This is a genomic window from Solihabitans fulvus (assembly GCF_008386585.1).
GTDB lineage: Bacteria > Actinomycetota > Actinomycetes > Mycobacteriales > Pseudonocardiaceae > Solihabitans > Solihabitans fulvus.
Genome location: NZ_VUOB01000069.1, coordinates 1 through 16,903 on the forward strand (window position 1 = coordinate 1; position 16,903 = coordinate 16,903).

At 70.0% G+C, this 16,903-nt stretch carries 18 protein-coding genes; 10 read left to right on the forward strand and 8 right to left on the reverse strand.

Annotation, left to right across the window (positions count from 1 at the left end):
• Positions 1-19: 19 nt before the first annotated feature.
• The gene (locus F0L68_RS33680) at positions 20-667 is read right to left on the reverse strand and encodes a DUF3043 domain-containing protein (protein WP_149853931.1); all 648 of its coding nucleotides are present in this window, start codon (positions 665-667) and stop codon (positions 20-22) included.
• Positions 668-857: 190 nt separating this feature from the next.
• Between F0L68_RS33680 and F0L68_RS33685 the strand changes: the two genes are divergently transcribed.
• A complete protein-coding gene (locus F0L68_RS33685; protein WP_149853932.1) occupies positions 858-1,232 on the forward strand; it encodes a HesB/IscA family protein in 375 nt (124 codons plus the stop codon).
• Between the two features lie 103 nt (positions 1,233-1,335).
• On the opposite strand, the gene F0L68_RS42805 is transcribed toward F0L68_RS33685, so the two are convergent.
• The gene (locus tag F0L68_RS42805) at positions 1,336-1,509 is read right to left on the reverse strand and encodes a hypothetical protein (RefSeq protein WP_188316972.1); all 174 of its coding nucleotides are present in this window, start codon (positions 1,507-1,509) and stop codon (positions 1,336-1,338) included.
• 192 nt (positions 1,510-1,701) lie between these two features.
• Between F0L68_RS42805 and F0L68_RS33690 the strand changes: the two genes are divergently transcribed.
• On the forward strand, positions 1,702-2,634 hold the full coding sequence (locus F0L68_RS33690; protein ID WP_149853933.1) for a carbohydrate kinase family protein: 933 nt from the start codon (positions 1,702-1,704) through the stop codon (positions 2,632-2,634).
• Positions 2,635-2,697: 63 nt separating this feature from the next.
• On the opposite strand, the gene asnB is transcribed toward F0L68_RS33690, so the two are convergent.
• On the reverse strand, positions 2,698-4,626 hold the full coding sequence (gene asnB / locus F0L68_RS33695; protein ID WP_149853934.1) for an asparagine synthase (glutamine-hydrolyzing): 1,929 nt from the start codon (positions 4,624-4,626) through the stop codon (positions 2,698-2,700).
• A 304-nt stretch (positions 4,627-4,930) separates the two neighbouring features.
• Here asnB and ctaC point away from each other — a divergent pair, with 304 nt between their 5' ends.
• The 4 genes from ctaC (at position 4,931) to F0L68_RS33715 (ending at position 9,090) form a co-directional block, all read left to right on the forward strand.
• Positions 4,931-5,878, forward strand: coding sequence for an aa3-type cytochrome oxidase subunit II (gene ctaC, locus F0L68_RS33700; RefSeq protein WP_223199364.1), 948 nt, complete (start codon positions 4,931-4,933; stop codon positions 5,876-5,878).
• A 45-nt stretch (positions 5,879-5,923) separates the two neighbouring features.
• Complete coding sequence (locus F0L68_RS33705; protein ID WP_149853936.1) at positions 5,924-6,340, forward strand: cytochrome c oxidase subunit 4; 417 nt, start codon at positions 5,924-5,926, stop codon at positions 6,338-6,340.
• A 181-nt stretch (positions 6,341-6,521) separates the two neighbouring features.
• Complete coding sequence (locus F0L68_RS33710) at positions 6,522-7,841, forward strand: DUF1800 domain-containing protein (protein WP_149853937.1); 1,320 nt, start codon at positions 6,522-6,524, stop codon at positions 7,839-7,841.
• Between the two features lie 10 nt (positions 7,842-7,851).
• Positions 7,852-9,090: a DUF1501 domain-containing protein gene (locus F0L68_RS33715; protein WP_149853938.1), complete on the forward strand. Its 1,239-nt coding sequence runs from the start codon at positions 7,852-7,854 to the stop codon at positions 9,088-9,090.
• 64 nt (positions 9,091-9,154) lie between these two features.
• On the opposite strand, the gene F0L68_RS33720 is transcribed toward F0L68_RS33715, so the two are convergent.
• From F0L68_RS33720 to F0L68_RS33735, 4 genes are all read right to left on the reverse strand, one after another.
• Complete coding sequence (locus F0L68_RS33720; RefSeq protein WP_149853939.1) at positions 9,155-9,826, reverse strand: lysophospholipid acyltransferase family protein; 672 nt, start codon at positions 9,824-9,826, stop codon at positions 9,155-9,157.
• 199 nt (positions 9,827-10,025) lie between these two features.
• The gene (trpD, locus tag F0L68_RS33725) at positions 10,026-11,102 is read right to left on the reverse strand and encodes an anthranilate phosphoribosyltransferase (protein WP_223199365.1); all 1,077 of its coding nucleotides are present in this window, start codon (positions 11,100-11,102) and stop codon (positions 10,026-10,028) included.
• A 7-nt stretch (positions 11,103-11,109) separates the two neighbouring features.
• The gene (locus F0L68_RS33730) at positions 11,110-11,520 is read right to left on the reverse strand and encodes a hypothetical protein (RefSeq protein WP_149853940.1); all 411 of its coding nucleotides are present in this window, start codon (positions 11,518-11,520) and stop codon (positions 11,110-11,112) included.
• 40 nt (positions 11,521-11,560) lie between these two features.
• Positions 11,561-11,986, reverse strand: coding sequence for a hypothetical protein (locus tag F0L68_RS33735; protein ID WP_149853941.1), 426 nt, complete (start codon positions 11,984-11,986; stop codon positions 11,561-11,563).
• Positions 11,987-12,069: 83 nt separating this feature from the next.
• Here F0L68_RS33735 and ctaE point away from each other — a divergent pair, with 83 nt between their 5' ends.
• Genes ctaE through qcrB form a run of 4 tightly spaced genes read left to right on the forward strand, consistent with a single transcriptional unit; the run spans position 12,070 to position 16,285 of the window.
• A complete protein-coding gene (gene ctaE, locus F0L68_RS33740; RefSeq protein WP_149853942.1) occupies positions 12,070-12,678 on the forward strand; it encodes an aa3-type cytochrome oxidase subunit III in 609 nt (202 codons plus the stop codon).
• 48 nt (positions 12,679-12,726) lie between these two features.
• Positions 12,727-13,533: a cytochrome bc1 complex diheme cytochrome c subunit gene (qcrC, locus tag F0L68_RS33745; RefSeq protein WP_149853943.1), complete on the forward strand. Its 807-nt coding sequence runs from the start codon at positions 12,727-12,729 to the stop codon at positions 13,531-13,533.
• Positions 13,530-14,651: a cytochrome bc1 complex Rieske iron-sulfur subunit gene (gene qcrA / locus F0L68_RS33750; protein WP_149853944.1), complete on the forward strand. Its 1,122-nt coding sequence runs from the start codon at positions 13,530-13,532 to the stop codon at positions 14,649-14,651. The genes qcrC and qcrA overlap by 4 nt, the downstream gene beginning before the upstream one ends.
• Entirely contained in the window at positions 14,648-16,285 is a 1,638-nt protein-coding gene (gene qcrB / locus F0L68_RS33755) for a cytochrome bc1 complex cytochrome b subunit (RefSeq protein WP_149853945.1), read from the forward strand. The genes qcrA and qcrB overlap by 4 nt, the downstream gene beginning before the upstream one ends.
• A gap of 109 nt (positions 16,286-16,394) precedes the next feature.
• On the opposite strand, the gene F0L68_RS33760 is transcribed toward qcrB, so the two are convergent.
• Positions 16,395-16,679, reverse strand: a complete 285-nt coding sequence (locus F0L68_RS33760) for an Lrp/AsnC family transcriptional regulator (RefSeq protein ID WP_149853946.1) — start codon at positions 16,677-16,679, stop codon at positions 16,395-16,397.
• Between the last annotated feature and the right edge of the window lie 224 nt (positions 16,680-16,903).

Genomic DNA, 16,903 nt, shown 5'->3' on the forward strand with positions numbered 1-16,903 from the left:
GCCATCGTGTTAGGAACTCTTAGGTGACCTGCTGGCCGGGACGCAGGCGCGGCTTGGGCACCCGCAGCTTGCGCACCTGGCTGGCCCGGATGAACGAGTACCAGCCGATGGACAGGCCGCGCACGGTCTCCTTGGGGAACTTCGCCCGCACCAGCGTGGTGTTGCGGCGGCCGATGATGACCCCCTCGATGATCATCACCACCAGCAGCAGCGTGGTGAACAGCGTGGAGTACGTCTGGATCGCCTGCACCGGGGTCAGCAGCGCGACGAACACCAGGATGGCCAGCGGCATGAACAGGCCCATCAGGTTCCTGCGCGAGTCCACCAGGTCGCGGACGTAGGCCTTCACCGGGCCGCGGTCGCGGGGCAGCAGGTAACGGTCGTCACCGGCCATCATCCGCTGGCGGCGCTCGGCGGACGCCTGGCGGCGCTCGTCCTTGCTCGCCTTGTTGCCGCGCGTCCTGCGCAGCGCCTCCCGCTGCGTGCGGGGCGGCGGCGGCACCGGCCCACGGCGGCGCGCCTCGGCCTCCCGCCGCTTCGGCGTCGGCCGCCCCTTGCCGGCGGTGTGCGCCTTGGCGGTGTCGTCGGCCTCGTCCGTGACCGCACCCACCGCATCCGTCTTGGCGGTGTCGGTGCTCTCGGTGGCGTTGCGGCGCAGGAACCTCACATCGCTAAGGGTAAGGCAGCCACGGTCGAGCCCTCGCGGCCGGCCGTTCCAGTGGCCCACGTCTCCCCGGTTGTCCGGTTCCCTCACCCGCGCCGCGGCGGGGCTGTGCCACCATGGAGGGCGGGAACAAAGCGGGGATGCCCCGTGTTGGCAGGGGCGTAGTGCCCGCGTAGGACCTTGAGGGAGAGCCATGACGACCGCTCAGGATGCAACCGCCTCGACGGAGACCGAGGCGCCGGCGCACGGCGTGACGCTGACCGATCAGGCCGCTGCGAAGGCGAAGGCGCTGCTCGACCAGGAGGGTCGGGATGACATGCACCTGCGCATCGCCGTCCAGCCCGGCGGCTGCGCGGGCCTGCGGTACCAGCTGTTCTTCGACGAGCGCACCCTGGACGGCGACCTCGTCCGCGACTTCGGTGGCCTCAAGGTCGCCGTCGACCGGATGAGCGCCCCGTACGTGCAGGACGCCGTCATCGACTTCGTCGACACCATCGAGAAGCAGGGCTTCACCATCGAGAACCCCAACGCCACGGGCTCGTGCGCCTGCGGCGACAGCTTCCACTAGTCGACCGTAGAACCCCACGAGGGGCCGAGGACCAGGATCTGGTCCTCGGCCCCTCGCGCGTTGTCCTGGGTGTGGCCGACGCCCGTCGCGGCCGGCAGGGACGTCAGGACCCGTAGTTGTCCATGTCCCGCACCTGCGCCTCGCACGCCTCGGTGACCCGCCAGCCGGCGGATGCCCTCGGCAGCGGCAGCGCCGACTCCGGCCTGCGCACGGCCGGCGGGATGTCGGCGCAGTCCTCGATCAGCTCGGTCATGGAAGCGGGTTCGCTGGAAGTCACATCCGGCACCGTAGATCGGCGTTCTGACCTGCGACAGCCCTACCAGACGGTAGTCTCGAGGGTCGGCCGTCGAGTACCCGATCGGGGGACGACGACGCCGGCCGCCGAAGACCGACGCCGGAGAAGGGGAGGGCCCAAGTGCCCCCAGTAGGCCGCATCGCAGTCACTGGAAGCATCGCCACCGACCATCTGATGCACTTTCCCGGGAGGTTCGCCGACCAGCTGGTCGCGGACCGCCTCGACCGGGTCTCGCTGAGTTTCCTCGTCGACGACCTCGTCGTCCGCCGGGGTGGCATCGGCGCCAACATCGCGTTCGGCATGGGTGTCCTTGGCCGCAGGCCCGTTCTGGTCGGGGCCGTCGGAGCGGACTTCGCCGACTACCGCTCCTGGCTTGAACGGCACGGCGTGGACTGCTCGGGGGTGCACGTCTCCGAGGTGGCGCACACGGCCAGGTTCGTCTGCACCACCGACGAGGACATGTGCCAGATCGCGTCCTTCTACGCCGGCGCGATGGCCGAGGCGCGGCAGATCGAGATCGAGCCGGTCGCGGCGCGCTCCGGCGGCCTCGAACTGGTGCTGATCAGCCCGAACGACCCCGAGGCGATGCTGCGGCACGCGCAGGAGTGCCGCCAGCGCGGCTACGCGTTCGCGGTCGACCCGTCGCAGCAGCTGGCCAGGATGGACGGCGAGCAGGTCAGGGAGTTCGTCGCGGGAGCCGACTACCTGTTCAGCAACGACTACGAGTGGGAGCTGCTGCTGAAGAAGACCGGCTGGAGCGAGGCCGAGGTCCTCGCCAAGGTCGGCATGCGGGTCACCACGCTCGGCGAGAAGGGCGTGGAGATCGTCAGCAGGGACGGCACCGCCCTCCAGGTGCCGGCGGTGCCCGAGCTGGCCAAGGCCGACCCGACCGGCGTCGGCGACGGGTTCCGCGCCGGCTTCCTCGCCGGCATCGGCGCTGGGCTCGGGCTGGAGCGCGCCGCCCAGCTCGGCTCGATGGTCGCGGTGCTCATCCTGGAGACCGTCGGCACCCAGGAGTGGACGTTCGACCGGGAGGTCGCGCTCGGCCGCATCAGCGGAGCGTTCGGCCCGGAGGCGGCCACCGAGATCGCCGCGATCCTCCCCTAATCAGGCACGTCACGAAGGGGCCCGTCAGGACGTTCAGTGTCCTGACGGGCCCCTTCATGACATCTAGAGCTTCACCGGGTAGTGGGGTTCGGGGACGACCGGGGTGATCCGGCCCTCGATGAAGATGCCGTGCCAGATCATGAAGACCAGCAGCGCCCAGATCCGCCTGCTGTGGTCGAGCACGCCGGACCGGTGCTCCTCGATGAACCGCAGCACGCCGGCCTTGTCCAGGTACTGGTCGGTCTGCGACTGGTGGACGATGTCCACGGCCCAGTCGTGCATCTCGTCCTTGAGCCAGTGCCGGATCGGCACCGGGAAGCCCAGCTTGCGCCGGTTGAGCACGTGCGCGGGGACGATGTCGCGCAGCGCCCTGCGCAGCGCGAACTTGGTCGTCTCCTTGGTGATCTTCTGCTCGGACGGGATCTGCGCGGCGATCCGGAACACCTCGGGGTCCAGGAACGGCACCCGCAGCTCCAGCGAGTTCGCCATGGTCATCTTGTCGGCCTTGACCAGGATGTCGCCGCGCAGCCAGGTGAACAGGTCGACGTGCTGCATCCGCGTCACCGGGTCAAGGTCCTGGGACTCCCGGTACGGGCCCGCTGTCACGTCCAGGTGCGACACGGCCGGGTCGAGGTTGCGCAGCACCAGCCTGAGCTGGTCGTCGCGGAAGATCCTCGCGTTGCCGTAGTAGCGCTCCTCGAGGGTGAGCGCGCCGCGCCGCAGCAGGTCCTTGCCCCGGATGCCGTCGGGGATCTTGGTAGACACCTTGCCCATCGCCTTGCGCAGCGCGCCGGGCACCCGGTCGAACGGCGAGAGCGACAGCGGCTCGCGGTAGATCGCGTAGCCGCCGAACAGCTCGTCGGCGCCCTCGCCGGAGAGCACGACCTTGACGTGCTGGCGGGCCTCCCGCGCGATGAACCACAGCGGTACCAGCGCAGGGTCGGCCACCGGGTCGTCCAGGTACCAGGTGATCAGCGGCAGCGCGTCCATCATCTCCGTCGGCGTCACCGTGCGCACCACGTGCTTCACGCCGATCGCGGCGGCCGACTCGGCGGCCACGTCCACCTCGGAGAACCCGGCCCGCTCGAACCCGGTGGTGAAGGTGATCAGGTCCGGGTTGTGCTCCCTGGCCAGCGCGGCGATCGCCGTCGAGTCGATGCCGCCGGACAGGAACGAGCCGACCGTGACGTCCGCGCGCATGTGCTTGGCGACGGAGTCGCGCAGCGCCTCGGCGATCTCGTCGTAGAGCCGGTTCGCGTCCGACTCCGAGCGCACCGGCCTCGGCCGGAACGTCGCGGGGAAGTACCGCTCCAGCACCGGGGAACCGCCGGGGGACAGCGTGAACGAGGTGCCGGACTCGATGCGGCGCACGGCGTCGTGCAGCGACTCGGGCTCCGGCACGTACTGGAGGATCAGGTAGTGCTGGAGGGCCTTGCGGTCGACCGCCGGGGCGATGCCGATGGTGTCGGCGAGCGCGAGGAGGCTCTTCTTCTCGCTGGAGAACGCCACGCCCCCGCTGCCGACCGCGTAGTACAGCGGCTTGATGCCGAACGGGTCGCGCGCGCCGAAGACCACCCGCTTCTCCGCGTCCCAGATCAGGAACGCGAACATGCCTCGCAGCCTGGCGACCGCGGCGGGCCCGAGGTAGTGGTAGGCCGCGACGATGGCCTCGGTGTCGCCGTCGGTGTGGAACCGCGCTCCGTGCTGTTCGGTGAGCTCGGCCCGCAGCTCCAGGTAGTTGTAGATCTCGCCGTTGAACAGGATCGTGTATCGGCCCTCGGCGCCGGGGGGACCCCAGTGCAGCGGCTGGTGGGAGTGCTCGACGTCGATGATGGACAGCCGGTTGAAGCCGAAGACGACCTCGTCCTCGCTCCAGGCGCCGCTCTCGTCGGGGCCGCGGTGCCGTTGGCAGCGCAGGGCGTCCAGCACGGCAGGGCGAGCCTGTTCGGCGTCACTTCCGGAGGGGCAGATCAGACCAAGCAGGCCGCACACGGCGCTCGCACCTCTCGTGTCGGGTCTGTCGGCTCCGCCGTCGGCCGACGCCTGGTGGCGGAGCGCTCAGAGAAGAGCCCAGTATGCCGGCACGCCAGTGCGTCGGGACGGCGGCCGCTGGGTGTGATCCAAACAGCACGCCGGAGGTGATCCCCCCGGGCGGTGGGACGGGTGGTGCTGAGCTAGGCTCCGCATGGCTCCGGCGGGGTGCCGGCACCGCTTTTTCAGTAGTAGCTCCACACGGCCTCGGAAGTACACGGCCGTCGGCGTGAGTTATGCACATTCACCGAGGAGGCGTCGGGCAGTGGGCCTGAAGGAGGGCACCAGGGCAGCACGGCTGGCCAAGATCGCCGGGCTGGTCGGCCTGGTCGGTATTGCGGCGACCGGCTGTTCATCGGACGAGGTGCTGCGCTTCGGCTGGCCGCAGGGCGTTACCCCGCAGGCCACCCGCATGCGCGACCTGTGGACCTGGTCGGTGGTCGCGGCGCTGATCGTCGGCGTCATCGTGTGGGGGGCGATCCTGTGGTCGGTCGTCTTCCACCGCAAGAAGTCCGAGCAGTTCCCGAGGCAGACCGCGTACAACCTGCCGCTGGAGCTCGTGCTGATCGTCGTGCCGACGGTGATCGTGGCGGTGTTGTTCTACTTCACCGCGACGGCGCAGAGCTACGTCACGAAGAAGTCGGACCACCCCGACGTCACCGTCGACGTGGTCGGCTTCCAGTGGAACTGGGAGTTCCGGTACCCGGAGTTCAAGCTTGCCGAGCAGCCGCCGGGTTCCGAGCCGCAGTCGGTGAGCACCGTCGGCTCGTCCGGCGAGATCCCGCTGCTGGTGCTGCCGACCACCAGGACGATCCGGTACAACCTGAGCTCCACGGACGTCATCCACTCGTTCTTCGTGCCTGAGTTCCACTTCAAGCGGGACGTCTTCCCAAGGCCGGAGAAGAACAACCAGGACTCGTCCTTCGAGAACGTCATCGACCGCGAGGGTTCCTTCGTCGGCCGGTGTGCCGAGCTGTGCGGCACCTACCACTCGGTGATGAACTTCGAGGTCCGCGCCCTGCGCCCGGAGCTGTTCGACCAGTACATGAAGCTCCGCGAGCAGACCAACACGGCCACCGGCCGCCCCTACACGGCCGCCGAAGCACTCACCAAGATGAACTGCGGCGATCTGTGCAACCCGCGCGCGGTCACCACCAAGCCGTTCAACACCGATCGGACCGCCCGCGAGGCGACGTCCGGCGGTGGGCGCTGATCCGGGCGACTGGGCAGCGGTAGAGAGCGGCGAGAGCGAGGAATCATGAAGGTCGAAGGTCGGGTATTCGGGCTCATTGCCGTGTTCGCGGTGCTGATCTCGGTCGTGTACGCCGTGTGGACCCACATGGCGACCGGGCACGTCGAGCCGGTCGGCACCGTGGGGCTGGCGCTGACGTTCGGGTTGGCGCTGATCGTCTGGACGTACTTCTCGTTCGTCTCCCGCCGGGTGCTGACCCGGCCGGAGGACGACCCCGAGGCCGAGATCAGCGACGGCGCTGGCGAGCTCGGCTTCTTCAGCCCCGGCAGCTACTGGCCGATCGGCCTGGCCGCCTCGGCAGCCCTGGCCGCCATCGGGCTCGCGTTCTGGTACATCTGGGTGCTGGTGATCGCCATCGTGATCGTCCTGATCATGGTCGGCGGCCTGGTGTTCGAGTACCACACCGGTCCGAACCACGAGTGAACTAGCAAGCCTGCGTTCTCGGGCCCTCGGCACCGTTCTCCGGACGGCGCCGAGGGCCCGAAACGCATTTTCGGGTCAATTCGGCACCCGCCCTGAAGGCGCCCTGAACCCGGTCTGAAGTAATGCTGAGGGAGGGGCGGCAAACCTCCCGGCCGGCAGGCGGCGGGCACACCATCGGTGTGTGCCAACACTCGATGACCGCTCAGCAGCGCGCCGCCTGCTCGACCGGTTCGGCTTCGGCCCCCGCCCAGGGGAGCTGGACGCCGCCGCCGCGCGCGGGTTCGACGCGACCCTCGCCGCCATGCTCGCGCCCGCCGACGACGCGGGCGCCAAGGCGACCCCGCCGCCGGACCTCGGCGCGGAGCCGCAGCAACTCGGCAACAACAAGGACCAGCAGGCCAAGAAGCAGGCCGAGGCGACCCTTCAGTCGCAGGAGACGAAGCTCACCGCCTGGTGGCTGGACCGCATGGTCGCCACCGAGGCCCCGCTGACCGAACGCCTGACCTGGTTCTGGCACGGCCACTTCGCCACCAGCGTGCAGAAGGTCCGCAGCGCCAAGATGATGCTGGCGCAGAACCAGACCCAGCGCCGCCTCGCCACCGGCGACTTCACCGCGCTGGCCAAGGCCATGATCGCCGACCCGGCCATGCTGGTGTGGCTGGACGGCGGCCAGAACCGCAAGGGCGCGGCGAACGAGAACCTCGCCAGGGAGTTCATGGAGCTGTTCACCCTCGGCATCGGCCACTACACCGAGACCGACGTCCGGGAGGCCGCAAGGGCGTTGACGGGCTGGCACGTCGACCGGCTCGCCGGCACCGCGACCTTCGTGCCCAAGCAGCACGACACCGGCACCAAGACCGTGCTTGGCACCACCGCGCCGCTCGACGCGAACTCCCTGGTCGACGTGCTGCTCGCGCGGCCGGACTCGCCGAAGTTCATCGCCCAGCGGGTGTGGTTCCGGCTGGTCTCCGGCGACCCGGTGCCGGCCGACGCGCTGGACCGGCTCGTCGCGGCCTACGGCCCGCACCGGGACGTCGCCGCCCTGCTGCGCGCGGTCGCCGCCGAACCGGCCTTCCGGGACCAGGCCACCAGCCTGGTCAAGCAGCCGGTCGAGTGGCTGGTCGGCCTGCTGCGGGCCGTGCGGCTTCAGCCTGCCGGGCTGCCGGACGCGCAGCGCACCCAGCTGCTCGGCGCGCTGCGCGGCCTCGGCCAGATTCCGTTCGCGCCGCCCAGCGTCGGCGGCTGGGCGGCGGGCGGCGCGTGGCTGAGCACGTCCGCAGGCCTGGCCAGGCTCCAGCTCGCCCAGCTCGTCGCCGCGCACGCGGACCTGTCCGGCCTCGCCGGCCTGTCCGCCTCGGCCAGGGTCGACGGCGTGCGGGCGCTGCTCGGCGTGGACGCCTGGACCGACCGCACCAAGGCCGCCCTCCAGAAGGTCGACGGCGATGCCAAGAAGATCCTCGCGGTCGCCGCGTGCGCACCCGAGTACGTCGTGAGCGCATAGGAGCGTTGCTGTGGACAAGATCACTCGCCGCCGCTTCCTGACGCTGACCGGCGTGACCGCCGCGGGCGCGTTGGCGGTCGGCGCGACCAGGATCGACTGGACGGACCTGCTGTCGGCCGCGCAACAGAACCCGCTGCGGCCCGACGCCGGGGTGCTCGTCGTGGTGACGCTGTACGGCGGCAACGACGGCCTGAACACCGTCATCCCGGCCTCGGACCGCGCCTACCACGACGCGCGGCCCGATCTCGCCTACAAGCCGGAGGAGGTGCTCGCGCTCGGTGAGGGGCTCGGCCTCAACCCCGGCATGAAGGGCCTCAAGCAGGCCTGGGACGACAAGCGGCTGGCCGTGGTGCGCGGCGTCGGCTACCCCAAGCCGGACCACAGCCACTTCCGGTCCATGGCGATCTGGCAGACCGCCTCGCCGGAGACGGCGAGCAAGACGGGCTGGCTCGGCCGCTGGCTGGACGCCACCGGGGACGACCCGCTGCGCGCGGTGTCCGTCGAGCCCGTCCTGCCGCCGCTGCTGGCCGGCGAGCGCACGGCGGGCGCCTCGCTGCCGGTGACCGGGCTCAAGCTGCCGACGGGCGATCTGGGGGCCGCGTTCGCCGCCCTTGGACAGCCGCAGCAGGGCGAGCCGATGTGGCAGGCGCGGGCCGCGCGGTCGGTCGTCGACCTCCAGCACGCGGCGCAGGTGCTCGGCGGCGCGACGCACGGCTCGATGCAGCAGGCCAAGACCAAGGCCAAGCCGGCGGGCGGCGCCAGGTACGGCGCGCTCGGCGCGCAGCTGGACCTGGTCGCCGGGCTGGTCGAGGCCGGCGTGCCGACCAGGGCGTACTCGGTGTCGCTCGGCGGGTTCGACACGCACGCCGACGAGCGCGGCACCCAGCAGCGGCTGCTGACCGAGCTGGACACGGCCCTGACCCCGTTCGTGGACCGGATGCGCAAGACCGACCGGGGCAAGCAGGTCGTGGTGCTGGTCTACTCCGAGTTCGGCAGGCGGGTGAAGGCCAACGCCAGCCAGGGCACCGACCACGGCACCGCGGGCCCGATGTTCCTGATGGGCGAGGGTGTCAAGGGCGGCTTCTACGGCACGCAGCCCAGCCTCACCGACCTGGACAACGGCGACCTCAAGGAGACCACCGACTTCCGCGACGTCTACGGGACCGTCCTGGAGAAGGTGCTCGGCACCGACGGCGGCAAGGTCCTCGGCGACCACAAGGGCCGCCTGGACGGCGTGCTGGCGACCTGAACGACGTCGGCCCGCGCCGCCCCCGAATCCGGGGCCGGCGCGGGCCGACGCGCGTGCCCTCCCCTCAGGCGGCGGGGCGTTGGGACTGCTGGTAGTTGTCGGCGTACTCCTGGCCGGACAGCTCCAGGATGGCGTAGATGATCTCGTCGGTGACCGAGCGGAGCACCGGGAGCGAGTCGTCGAGGCCCTCGTAGCGGGAGAAGTCCAGCGGCTTGCCGAAGCGCACGGTCACCTTGCAGATCCTCGGCAGCTTGCGGCCGACCGGGATCACCTGCTCGGTGCCGACCAAGCCGATCGGCACGACCCGCGCGCCGGTGCCGAGCGCGAGCCGCGCCACGCCCGTTCTGCCCCGGTGCAGCTTGCCGTCCAGCGACCGGGTGCCCTCCGGGAAGATGGCGAACGCGCCGCCGTCGGTCAGCACCTGCGCCGAGGTCTCCAGCGAGTCCTTCGCGGCCCTGCCGTTGCCGCGCCGCACCGGGACGTGCCCGAGCGAGCTGAAGAACCAGCGGGACAGCGCGCCCTTCACGCCACGGCCCTCGAAGTACTCGGCCTTGGCGATGAAGGTCACCTTCCTGGGCACCACGATCGGGATGATCAGGTTGTCCGCGAACGACAGGTGGTTCGCGGCGAGGATCACCGGACCGTCCTTGGGCAGGTTCTCCAGCCCCTCGACGGTAGGGCGGTAGACCAGCCGAGTCAGCGGCCCGACCAGCCCCTTGATGAGCCCGTACAGCACAAGCGCCTCCTAGATTCCATCGGACTCTAGAGCGCGGATCGCCCCGGCAGGTCAATCCCGGAAGCAGATCACGTTGCCCCGCGGTAAAACGTGCGGAGCCCGGGTTGAGTGCCCGCCCACCTTGCCTCGGGGCGGGACGGGGCGCAGGCCGAGTGCGGCGGCTCAGCCGGTAGCTGACTCAGTACCCGGATTCGGCGGTTCAGCCGGTGGCCGACTCCGTGTACAGGGCCGTGGACAGCGCCGCCCACCTGGCCAGCAGGTCGGCGGCCGCGCCGGAGTCGATGGCCAGCGCCGCGCGGCGTATGCCGGCGGCCAGGTCCTCGACGAGGTCGCCGGACAGGCCGCCGTGCGCCGCGATCGCGCCGCCCGCGTTGAGCAGCACCGCGTCCCGCACCGCGCCCGTCTTGCCCGCCAGGAGCTCGCGCACGGCGTCGGCGTTGGTCCGCACGTCCCCGCCGCGCAGGTCCTCGGGCCGGGCGAGCGGCACGTCGAGCGCGGTCGGGTCGACCCGGTCCAGGCGCACCTCGCCGCCGTCGACCACCCACACGGTCGTGGTGGTGGTCGTGGTGATCTCGTCGAGCCCGTCGTCGCCGCGCACCACCAGGGCCGTCCTGCCGCGCCGCGCGAACACCCCGGCGATCACCGGCGCCATCCGCTCGCGGGCGCAGCCGATCAGCCCGACCTCGGGCTGCGCGGGGTTGGTCAGCGGGCCGAGCAGGTTGAACACCGTCGGGATGCCGATCTCCGCCCTCGGCGCGCCAGCGTTGCGCAGCGCGGGGTGGAAGATCGGCGCGAAGCAGAACCCGATGCCGAGCTCGGCGACGGTGCGCTGCACGCCAGCGGCCGGCAGGTTGATGGCCACGCCGAGGAACTCCAGCACGTCGGCGGTCCCGCACTTGGACGACGCGGCCCGGTTGCCGTGCTTGACCACCGGCACCCCGGCGGCCGCCGTGACGATCGAGCTCATCGTGGAGATGTTGACCGAGCCGGACCGGTCCCCGCCGGTGCCGACGATGTCCACCGCCCGCACGTCGACGGCGACCCGGCGCGCGTGCGCGAGCATGCCTTCGGCCATGCCGTCCACCTCGGCAGGCGTCTCGCCCTTGGCCCGCAGCGCCACGGCGAACGCCGCGATCTGCGCCGAGGTCGCCGCGCCGGACATCACCTGGTCCATCGCCCAGGCGGTGTCCTCGGCGGTCAGGTCGACGCGCTCGACGAGCCGGCTGAGCAGGTTCGGCCAGGTGTTCACGGCCGCGCCGACGGTGCTGGTGGCCACGGCCGGGTCAGCCGTGCACGACCGGCAACGCCGCCGACCGCAGCACCTCGGCCACGGTCTCGGCGGCGGCCAGCGGGTCGAGCGGGTGCACGATCACCGCGTCCGCCTGCGACCAGGTGGCCAGCCAGCGGTCGTCCTTGCGCCGCACGGCCAGCACGATCGGCGGGCAGTCGGTGATCTCGTTCTTGAGCTGGCGGGACAGGCCCATGCCACCGGTCGGCTGCGCCTCGCCGTCCAGGATCGCCAGGTCCACGTTGCCGTTGTCGACCTCGTAGAGCACATCGGCGACGGTGCCGACCTCGACGTAGCTCACCCGACCGAGGTCGGGGGCCGGGCGACGGCCGACCGCTGTGATGATCGCCTCACGCACCTCGGGACGGTGGCTGAACACCAGGATCTTCGTGGGCTGCGCGTTCACTGCGTCCTCCGGCGGGTGTGGCGGCCAGGCCCGGCAGATGCTATCCGGCTGGTCTGTCCGGCTGGTTGGCGGCCGGCTGGAGCGCGTCCCACCCCGCCGAGTCGCCGCCGAGCCGTTGCGCCAGCCCGGCCATCCGTGATCGTTCCTGAGCGCAGTGCAGCGCGTCCAGTGCCTGCACCCTGGTCGCGTGCCAGCCGTCCGTCCTGGCGGGGTCAGGGCGCAGCTCCCAGCCGTCCTGCGCCAGCAGCGTCGCGGCCCGCTCGACGGACGCCTCCGGCAGAGTCAAGTGATGGCGAAGCACCGCAGGGCGTTCGCGTGCCCACGCGTGCGCACGCGCCAGCGCGGCCGAGTCCGCCTCAGCGGGATCGAACGCCTCGGCGACCACGACCAGGCCGGGCGAGTCCACCGTCAGTGCAGGTCCGCGCCGGTCCCGGTGTCGATCACGCAGTCGATCGAGCAGTCCCATGACACTCCTGTTCGGGCCCGGTTCGCCCGGTCGGTCGGCGGACCGTGGACCCGACCGGGCGGTCTGGATAAGTGCAGGCAATAATGCGACCTGTGACAACGGCAGCGCCCTCAATCGGCCAGCGCGTGCACTCGCTGAACCGCCCGAACATGGTCAGCGTCGGCACGATCGTTTGGCTGTCCAGTGAGCTCATGTTCTTCGCTGGCCTCTTCGCCATGTTCTTCACGGTGAAGGCCCAGAACGAAGGCGTCTGGCCACCAGAGCCGACGCATCTGAACAAGCCATACGCCTTGTTCTTCACGATCATCCTGGTGGCCTCCTCCTTCACCTGCCAGTGGGGCGTGTTCGCCGCTGAGCGGGGCGACGTCTTCGGGCTGCGTCGCTGGTATCTGGTGACGCTGGTGATGGGCGCGATCTTCGTCGCCGGTCAGGCTGGCGAGTACTACAACCTCGTCCACGAGGGCACCACGATCCCGTCATCGGCGTTCGGCACGGTGTTCTTCCTCACCACGGGCTTCCACGGGCTGCACGTGATCGGCGGTCTGATCGCCTTCACGTTCCTGTTGATCCGCACGAAGCTGAGCAAGTTCACGCCGGCGCAGGCCACCTCGGCGATCGTCGTGTCCTACTACTGGCACTTCGTCGACATCGTGTGGATCGGCCTGTTCGCCATCATCTACGTGATCCCCTGACGCCCGGCCCGCACGAGCCCCGAACTGACAGCAAGGGTTGCCGCACACATGACCACCAACTCGAAACGGACCCGGTCGCGCACCAAGCTGCGGCGGCGTCTCTCCGGCGCGCTCGCGCTCGGCGTCGCGCTGCTCAGCGCCGGCGCGCTGTACTCGGCGCTGGCCCCGCAGCCGCAGACCGCGCAGGCTGCGGAGGACCCCGCGCTGGTGCGGCAGGGCGAGCAGATCTACAACAACACGTGCATCAGCTGCCACGGCGCGAACCTTGACGGCGTCAAGGACCGCGGCCCGAGCCTGATCGGCGTTGGCGACGCGGCGGTCTACTTCCAGACCTCCACCGGGCGCATGCCGATGGCGCGCCAGGAGGCGCAGGCCGAGCGCAAGCCCGCGAAGCTGACGCCGAAGGAGATCGACGCCATCGGCGCGTTCGTGCAGTCGCACGGCGGCGGCCCGCAGAAGCCCGCCGATGACGGCGCGGCGCTGCGCGGCGGCAACCCCGCGCGCGGCGGCGAGCTGTTCCGGCTGAACTGCGCGTCCTGCCACAACTTCACCGGCCGTGGCGGCGCGCTCTCCTCCGGCAAGTCCGCGCCGGAGCTGGACGGCGCGACCGAGGCGCAGCTCTACACCGCCATGCTCACCGGCCCGCAGAACATGCCGAAGTTCTCTGACCGGCAGCTCTCGCCGGACGAGAAGAAGGACATCATCGCGTACGTCAAGTCGGTGACCGACGGGAACAACAACCCCGGCGGCGCCGCCCTCGGCGGGGTAGGCCCCGTCTCCGAGGGCCTGATCGCGTGGATCGTGGGTATCGCCGCTCTGATCGGCGTGACCCTCTGGATCGGAGCCAAGGCATGAGTGGCGTTGAGCCGAAAGTCCCGAGCGAGGCAGAGCTCGCGGACATGAACAGGGACGAGCTGGTCAAGCTCGGCACGAACCTCGACGGCGTCGAGATCGTGCACTACGAGGAGCGCTGGCCCGTCAAGGGCACCAGGGCCGAGCGGCGCGCCGAGCGCAGCACGGCGCTGTGGTTCCTGCTGTCGGCGCTGGCCGGCGTCGCCTTCCTGGTGATCTTCCTGTGGTGGCCGTGGCGCTACACCGCGCCGGAGACCGACGGCTACTTCATGTACAGCCTGTACAACCCGCTGATCGGCCTGACGCTCGGCCTCGCGGTGCTCGGCCTCGGCGTCGGCGCGCTGAACTACACCAAGAAGTTCATCCCCGAGGAGCTGTCGGTCCAGCAGCGCCACGACGGCGGCTCGTCCGAGGTGGACAAGGCGACGACGCTGGCCGAGCTGGCCGACGCGGGTGTGCGCAGCGGCATCGGCCGCCGGTCGCTGATCAAGCGGACCGCTGGCCTCAGCGCCGGGGTGTTCGGCCTGGCGACCCTCGTGGTGCCGCTCGGCGGCCTGGTGCGCAACCCGTGGAAGGACAGCGGCGGCAAGGACTCGCTGTGGCACACGGGCTGGACGCCGGTCAACGGCGAGAAGGTCTTCATGCGCCGGCACACCGGCAACTTCCACGAGGTCGTCAAGATCCGCCCCGAGGACCTGGACGCTGGCGGCTTCGAGACGGTGTTCCCGTTCCGCGAGTCCGAGCGGGACGACCCGGAGAAGCTCGTCGAGGCGATCAAGCGCGGCGACAACCCGGTCATGCTGATCCGGCTGCGGCCGGGCACGAACGTGGTCAAGCGGCAGGGCCAGGAGTCCTTCAACTACGGCGACTTCTACGCGTACTCGAAGGTCTGCACCCACCTGGGCTGCCCGACCTCCCTGTACGAGCAGCAGACCGGCAAGCTGCTCTGCCCCTGTCACCAGTCGCAGTTCGATGTCCTCCACTACGCGAAGCCGGTCTTCGGCCCGGCGACCCGGGCGCTGCCGCAGCTTCCGATCACGGTGGACGAGGACGGATACTTGGTTGCCCACGGCGACTTCATCGAGGCCGTGGGTCCGGCGTTCTGGGAGCGTAAGTCATGAGTTCGATCACGACGCCCACGAAGCCGGCCAACGGGGCCGCGCGAGTGGCGGGCGGCGCGGCCAAGTGGGCCGACGACCGCTATTCGATGGCTGCGGGCATCCGTCGACAGATCAACAAGGTCTTTCCGACGCACTGGTCGTTCCTGCTCGGTGAGATCGCCCTCTACAGCTTCATCGTGCTGCTGCTGTCGGGCACCTACCTGGCGCTGTTCTTCAACCCGTCGATGGTCGAGGTCCAGTACCAGGGCTCGTTCGCCAACCTGCGCGGCATCGAGATGTCGCAGGCGTTCGAGTCGGCGCTGAACCTCTCCTTCGAGGTCCAGGGCGGCCTGTTCGTCCGTCAGGTGCACCACTGGGCCGCGCTGCTGTTCATGGCCGCGATCGTCGCGCACATGTTCCGGATCTTCTTCACCGGCGCCTTTCGGCGGCCGAGGGAGATCAACTGGGTGATCGGCATCCTGCTGTTCATCCTCGGCATGTTCGAGGGCTTCACCGGCTACTCGCTGCCCGACGACCTGCTGTCCGGCACGGGCCTGCGGATCATGTCGGCGATCATCCTGTCAGTGCCGGTGATCGGCACCTGGACGCACTGGGCGATCTTCGGCGGCGAGTTCCCCGGCACGGAGATCATCCCGCGCTTCTACACGGTCCACATCCTGCTGTTGCCCGGCATCATCCTCGGCCTGGTCGCGGTGCACCTCGGGCTGGTCTGGTACCAGAAGCACACCCAGTTCCCCGGGGTGGGCCGCAAGGAGAACAACGTCGTCGGCGTGCGCATCATGCCGGTGTTCGCGGCCAAGGGCGGCGGCTTCTTCGCGGTCTGCGTCGCGGTCATCGCGATCATGGGCGGCATCTTCCAGATCAACCCGATCTGGAACTTCGGCCCGTACAACCCGGCGCAGGTGTCGGCGGGCTCTCAGCCCGACTGGTACATGGGCTGGACCGACGGCCTGGCGCGTCTGTGGCCCGCGTGGGAGATGTACCTCGGCAACTACACCATCCCCGCCATCTTCTTCGGCGCCGCGCTGCCGATGGGCGTCATCCTGATGACGGCGATGTTCTACCCGTGGATCGAGCGGAAGCTGTCCAAGGACCACGCGCACCACAACCTGCTCCAGCGCCCGCGCGACGTGCCGGTGCGGACCAGCCTCGGCGCCATGGCCATCGCGTTCTTCATGGTGCTGCTGCTGTCGGGCGGTAACGACATCATCGCGGACAAGTTCAACATCTCGCTGAACGCGATGACCTGGATCGGCCGGATCAGCCTGCTGGTGCTGCCGCCGCTGGCGTACTACGCCACCTACCGCCTGTGCATCGGCCTCCAGCGGGCCGACCGCGAGGTGCTGGAGCACGGCGTCGAGACGGGCATCATCAAGCGGCTGCCGCACGGTGAGTTCATCGAGCTGCACCAGCCGCTCGGCCCGGTCGACGACCACGGCCACCCGGTGCCGCTGCCCTACCAGGGTGCCTCGGTGCCCAAGAAGATGAACAAGCTGGGCAGCGCGGGACACCCGGTAGTCGGCACGCTGCTGCGCCCGGACCCGCCGGAGGAGACCGCGGCCCTGGACCGGGCCAAGTCGCACGGCGGCCATGGCGCGGCCCTCGAATCGCACAACAAGCCAGACGAGAGCTAGAAAACTCCAAACCACCGTGGGCTCCGACGCTTAGGCATCGGGGCCCACAGTGGTTTCGGAACCCGTCTCAGGAACCCGCCTCGGGAACCTTTAGTCGTCGTCGGACCCCTCAGTCGTCATCGAGCCCGATCGCGAACGCCGCCTCGGCCTGCCTGCGCGAGTACGAACGGAAGGCGATGTGGGTGTCGGTGTTCAGCACGCCGGGCACCTTGCTGATCCGGCCGGGCACCAGGTCGGCGAGGTCCTCGTGCTGCGCAACCCGGACCAGGGCGATCAGGTCGACCTCGCCGGCGCAGGAGTAGACCTCCGTGACCCCGTCGATGTCGGCGATCGCCTGAGCCGCCTCGGGAATGCTGTCGGCGGCGGCCTGGATCAGCACGATCGCGTTGACCACAATGGTTCTCCTCAGTCCTAGTCGGATGAGGCGAATCCTAGTGCGGTGTCCAGAAGCGTTCGCCGGGCCCTTCCGGGATCCAGATCGCGCCTCGCGGCGTTGCCACCGCGTCCCCATCCAACACCGGGATGGGGACGCGGTGGCGCCTTGCGAGACACAATCTGGATCCCGGAAGGCCACCGACAACGCTCCCGGACACCGCACTAGTAGATTGTCGTTGCTTA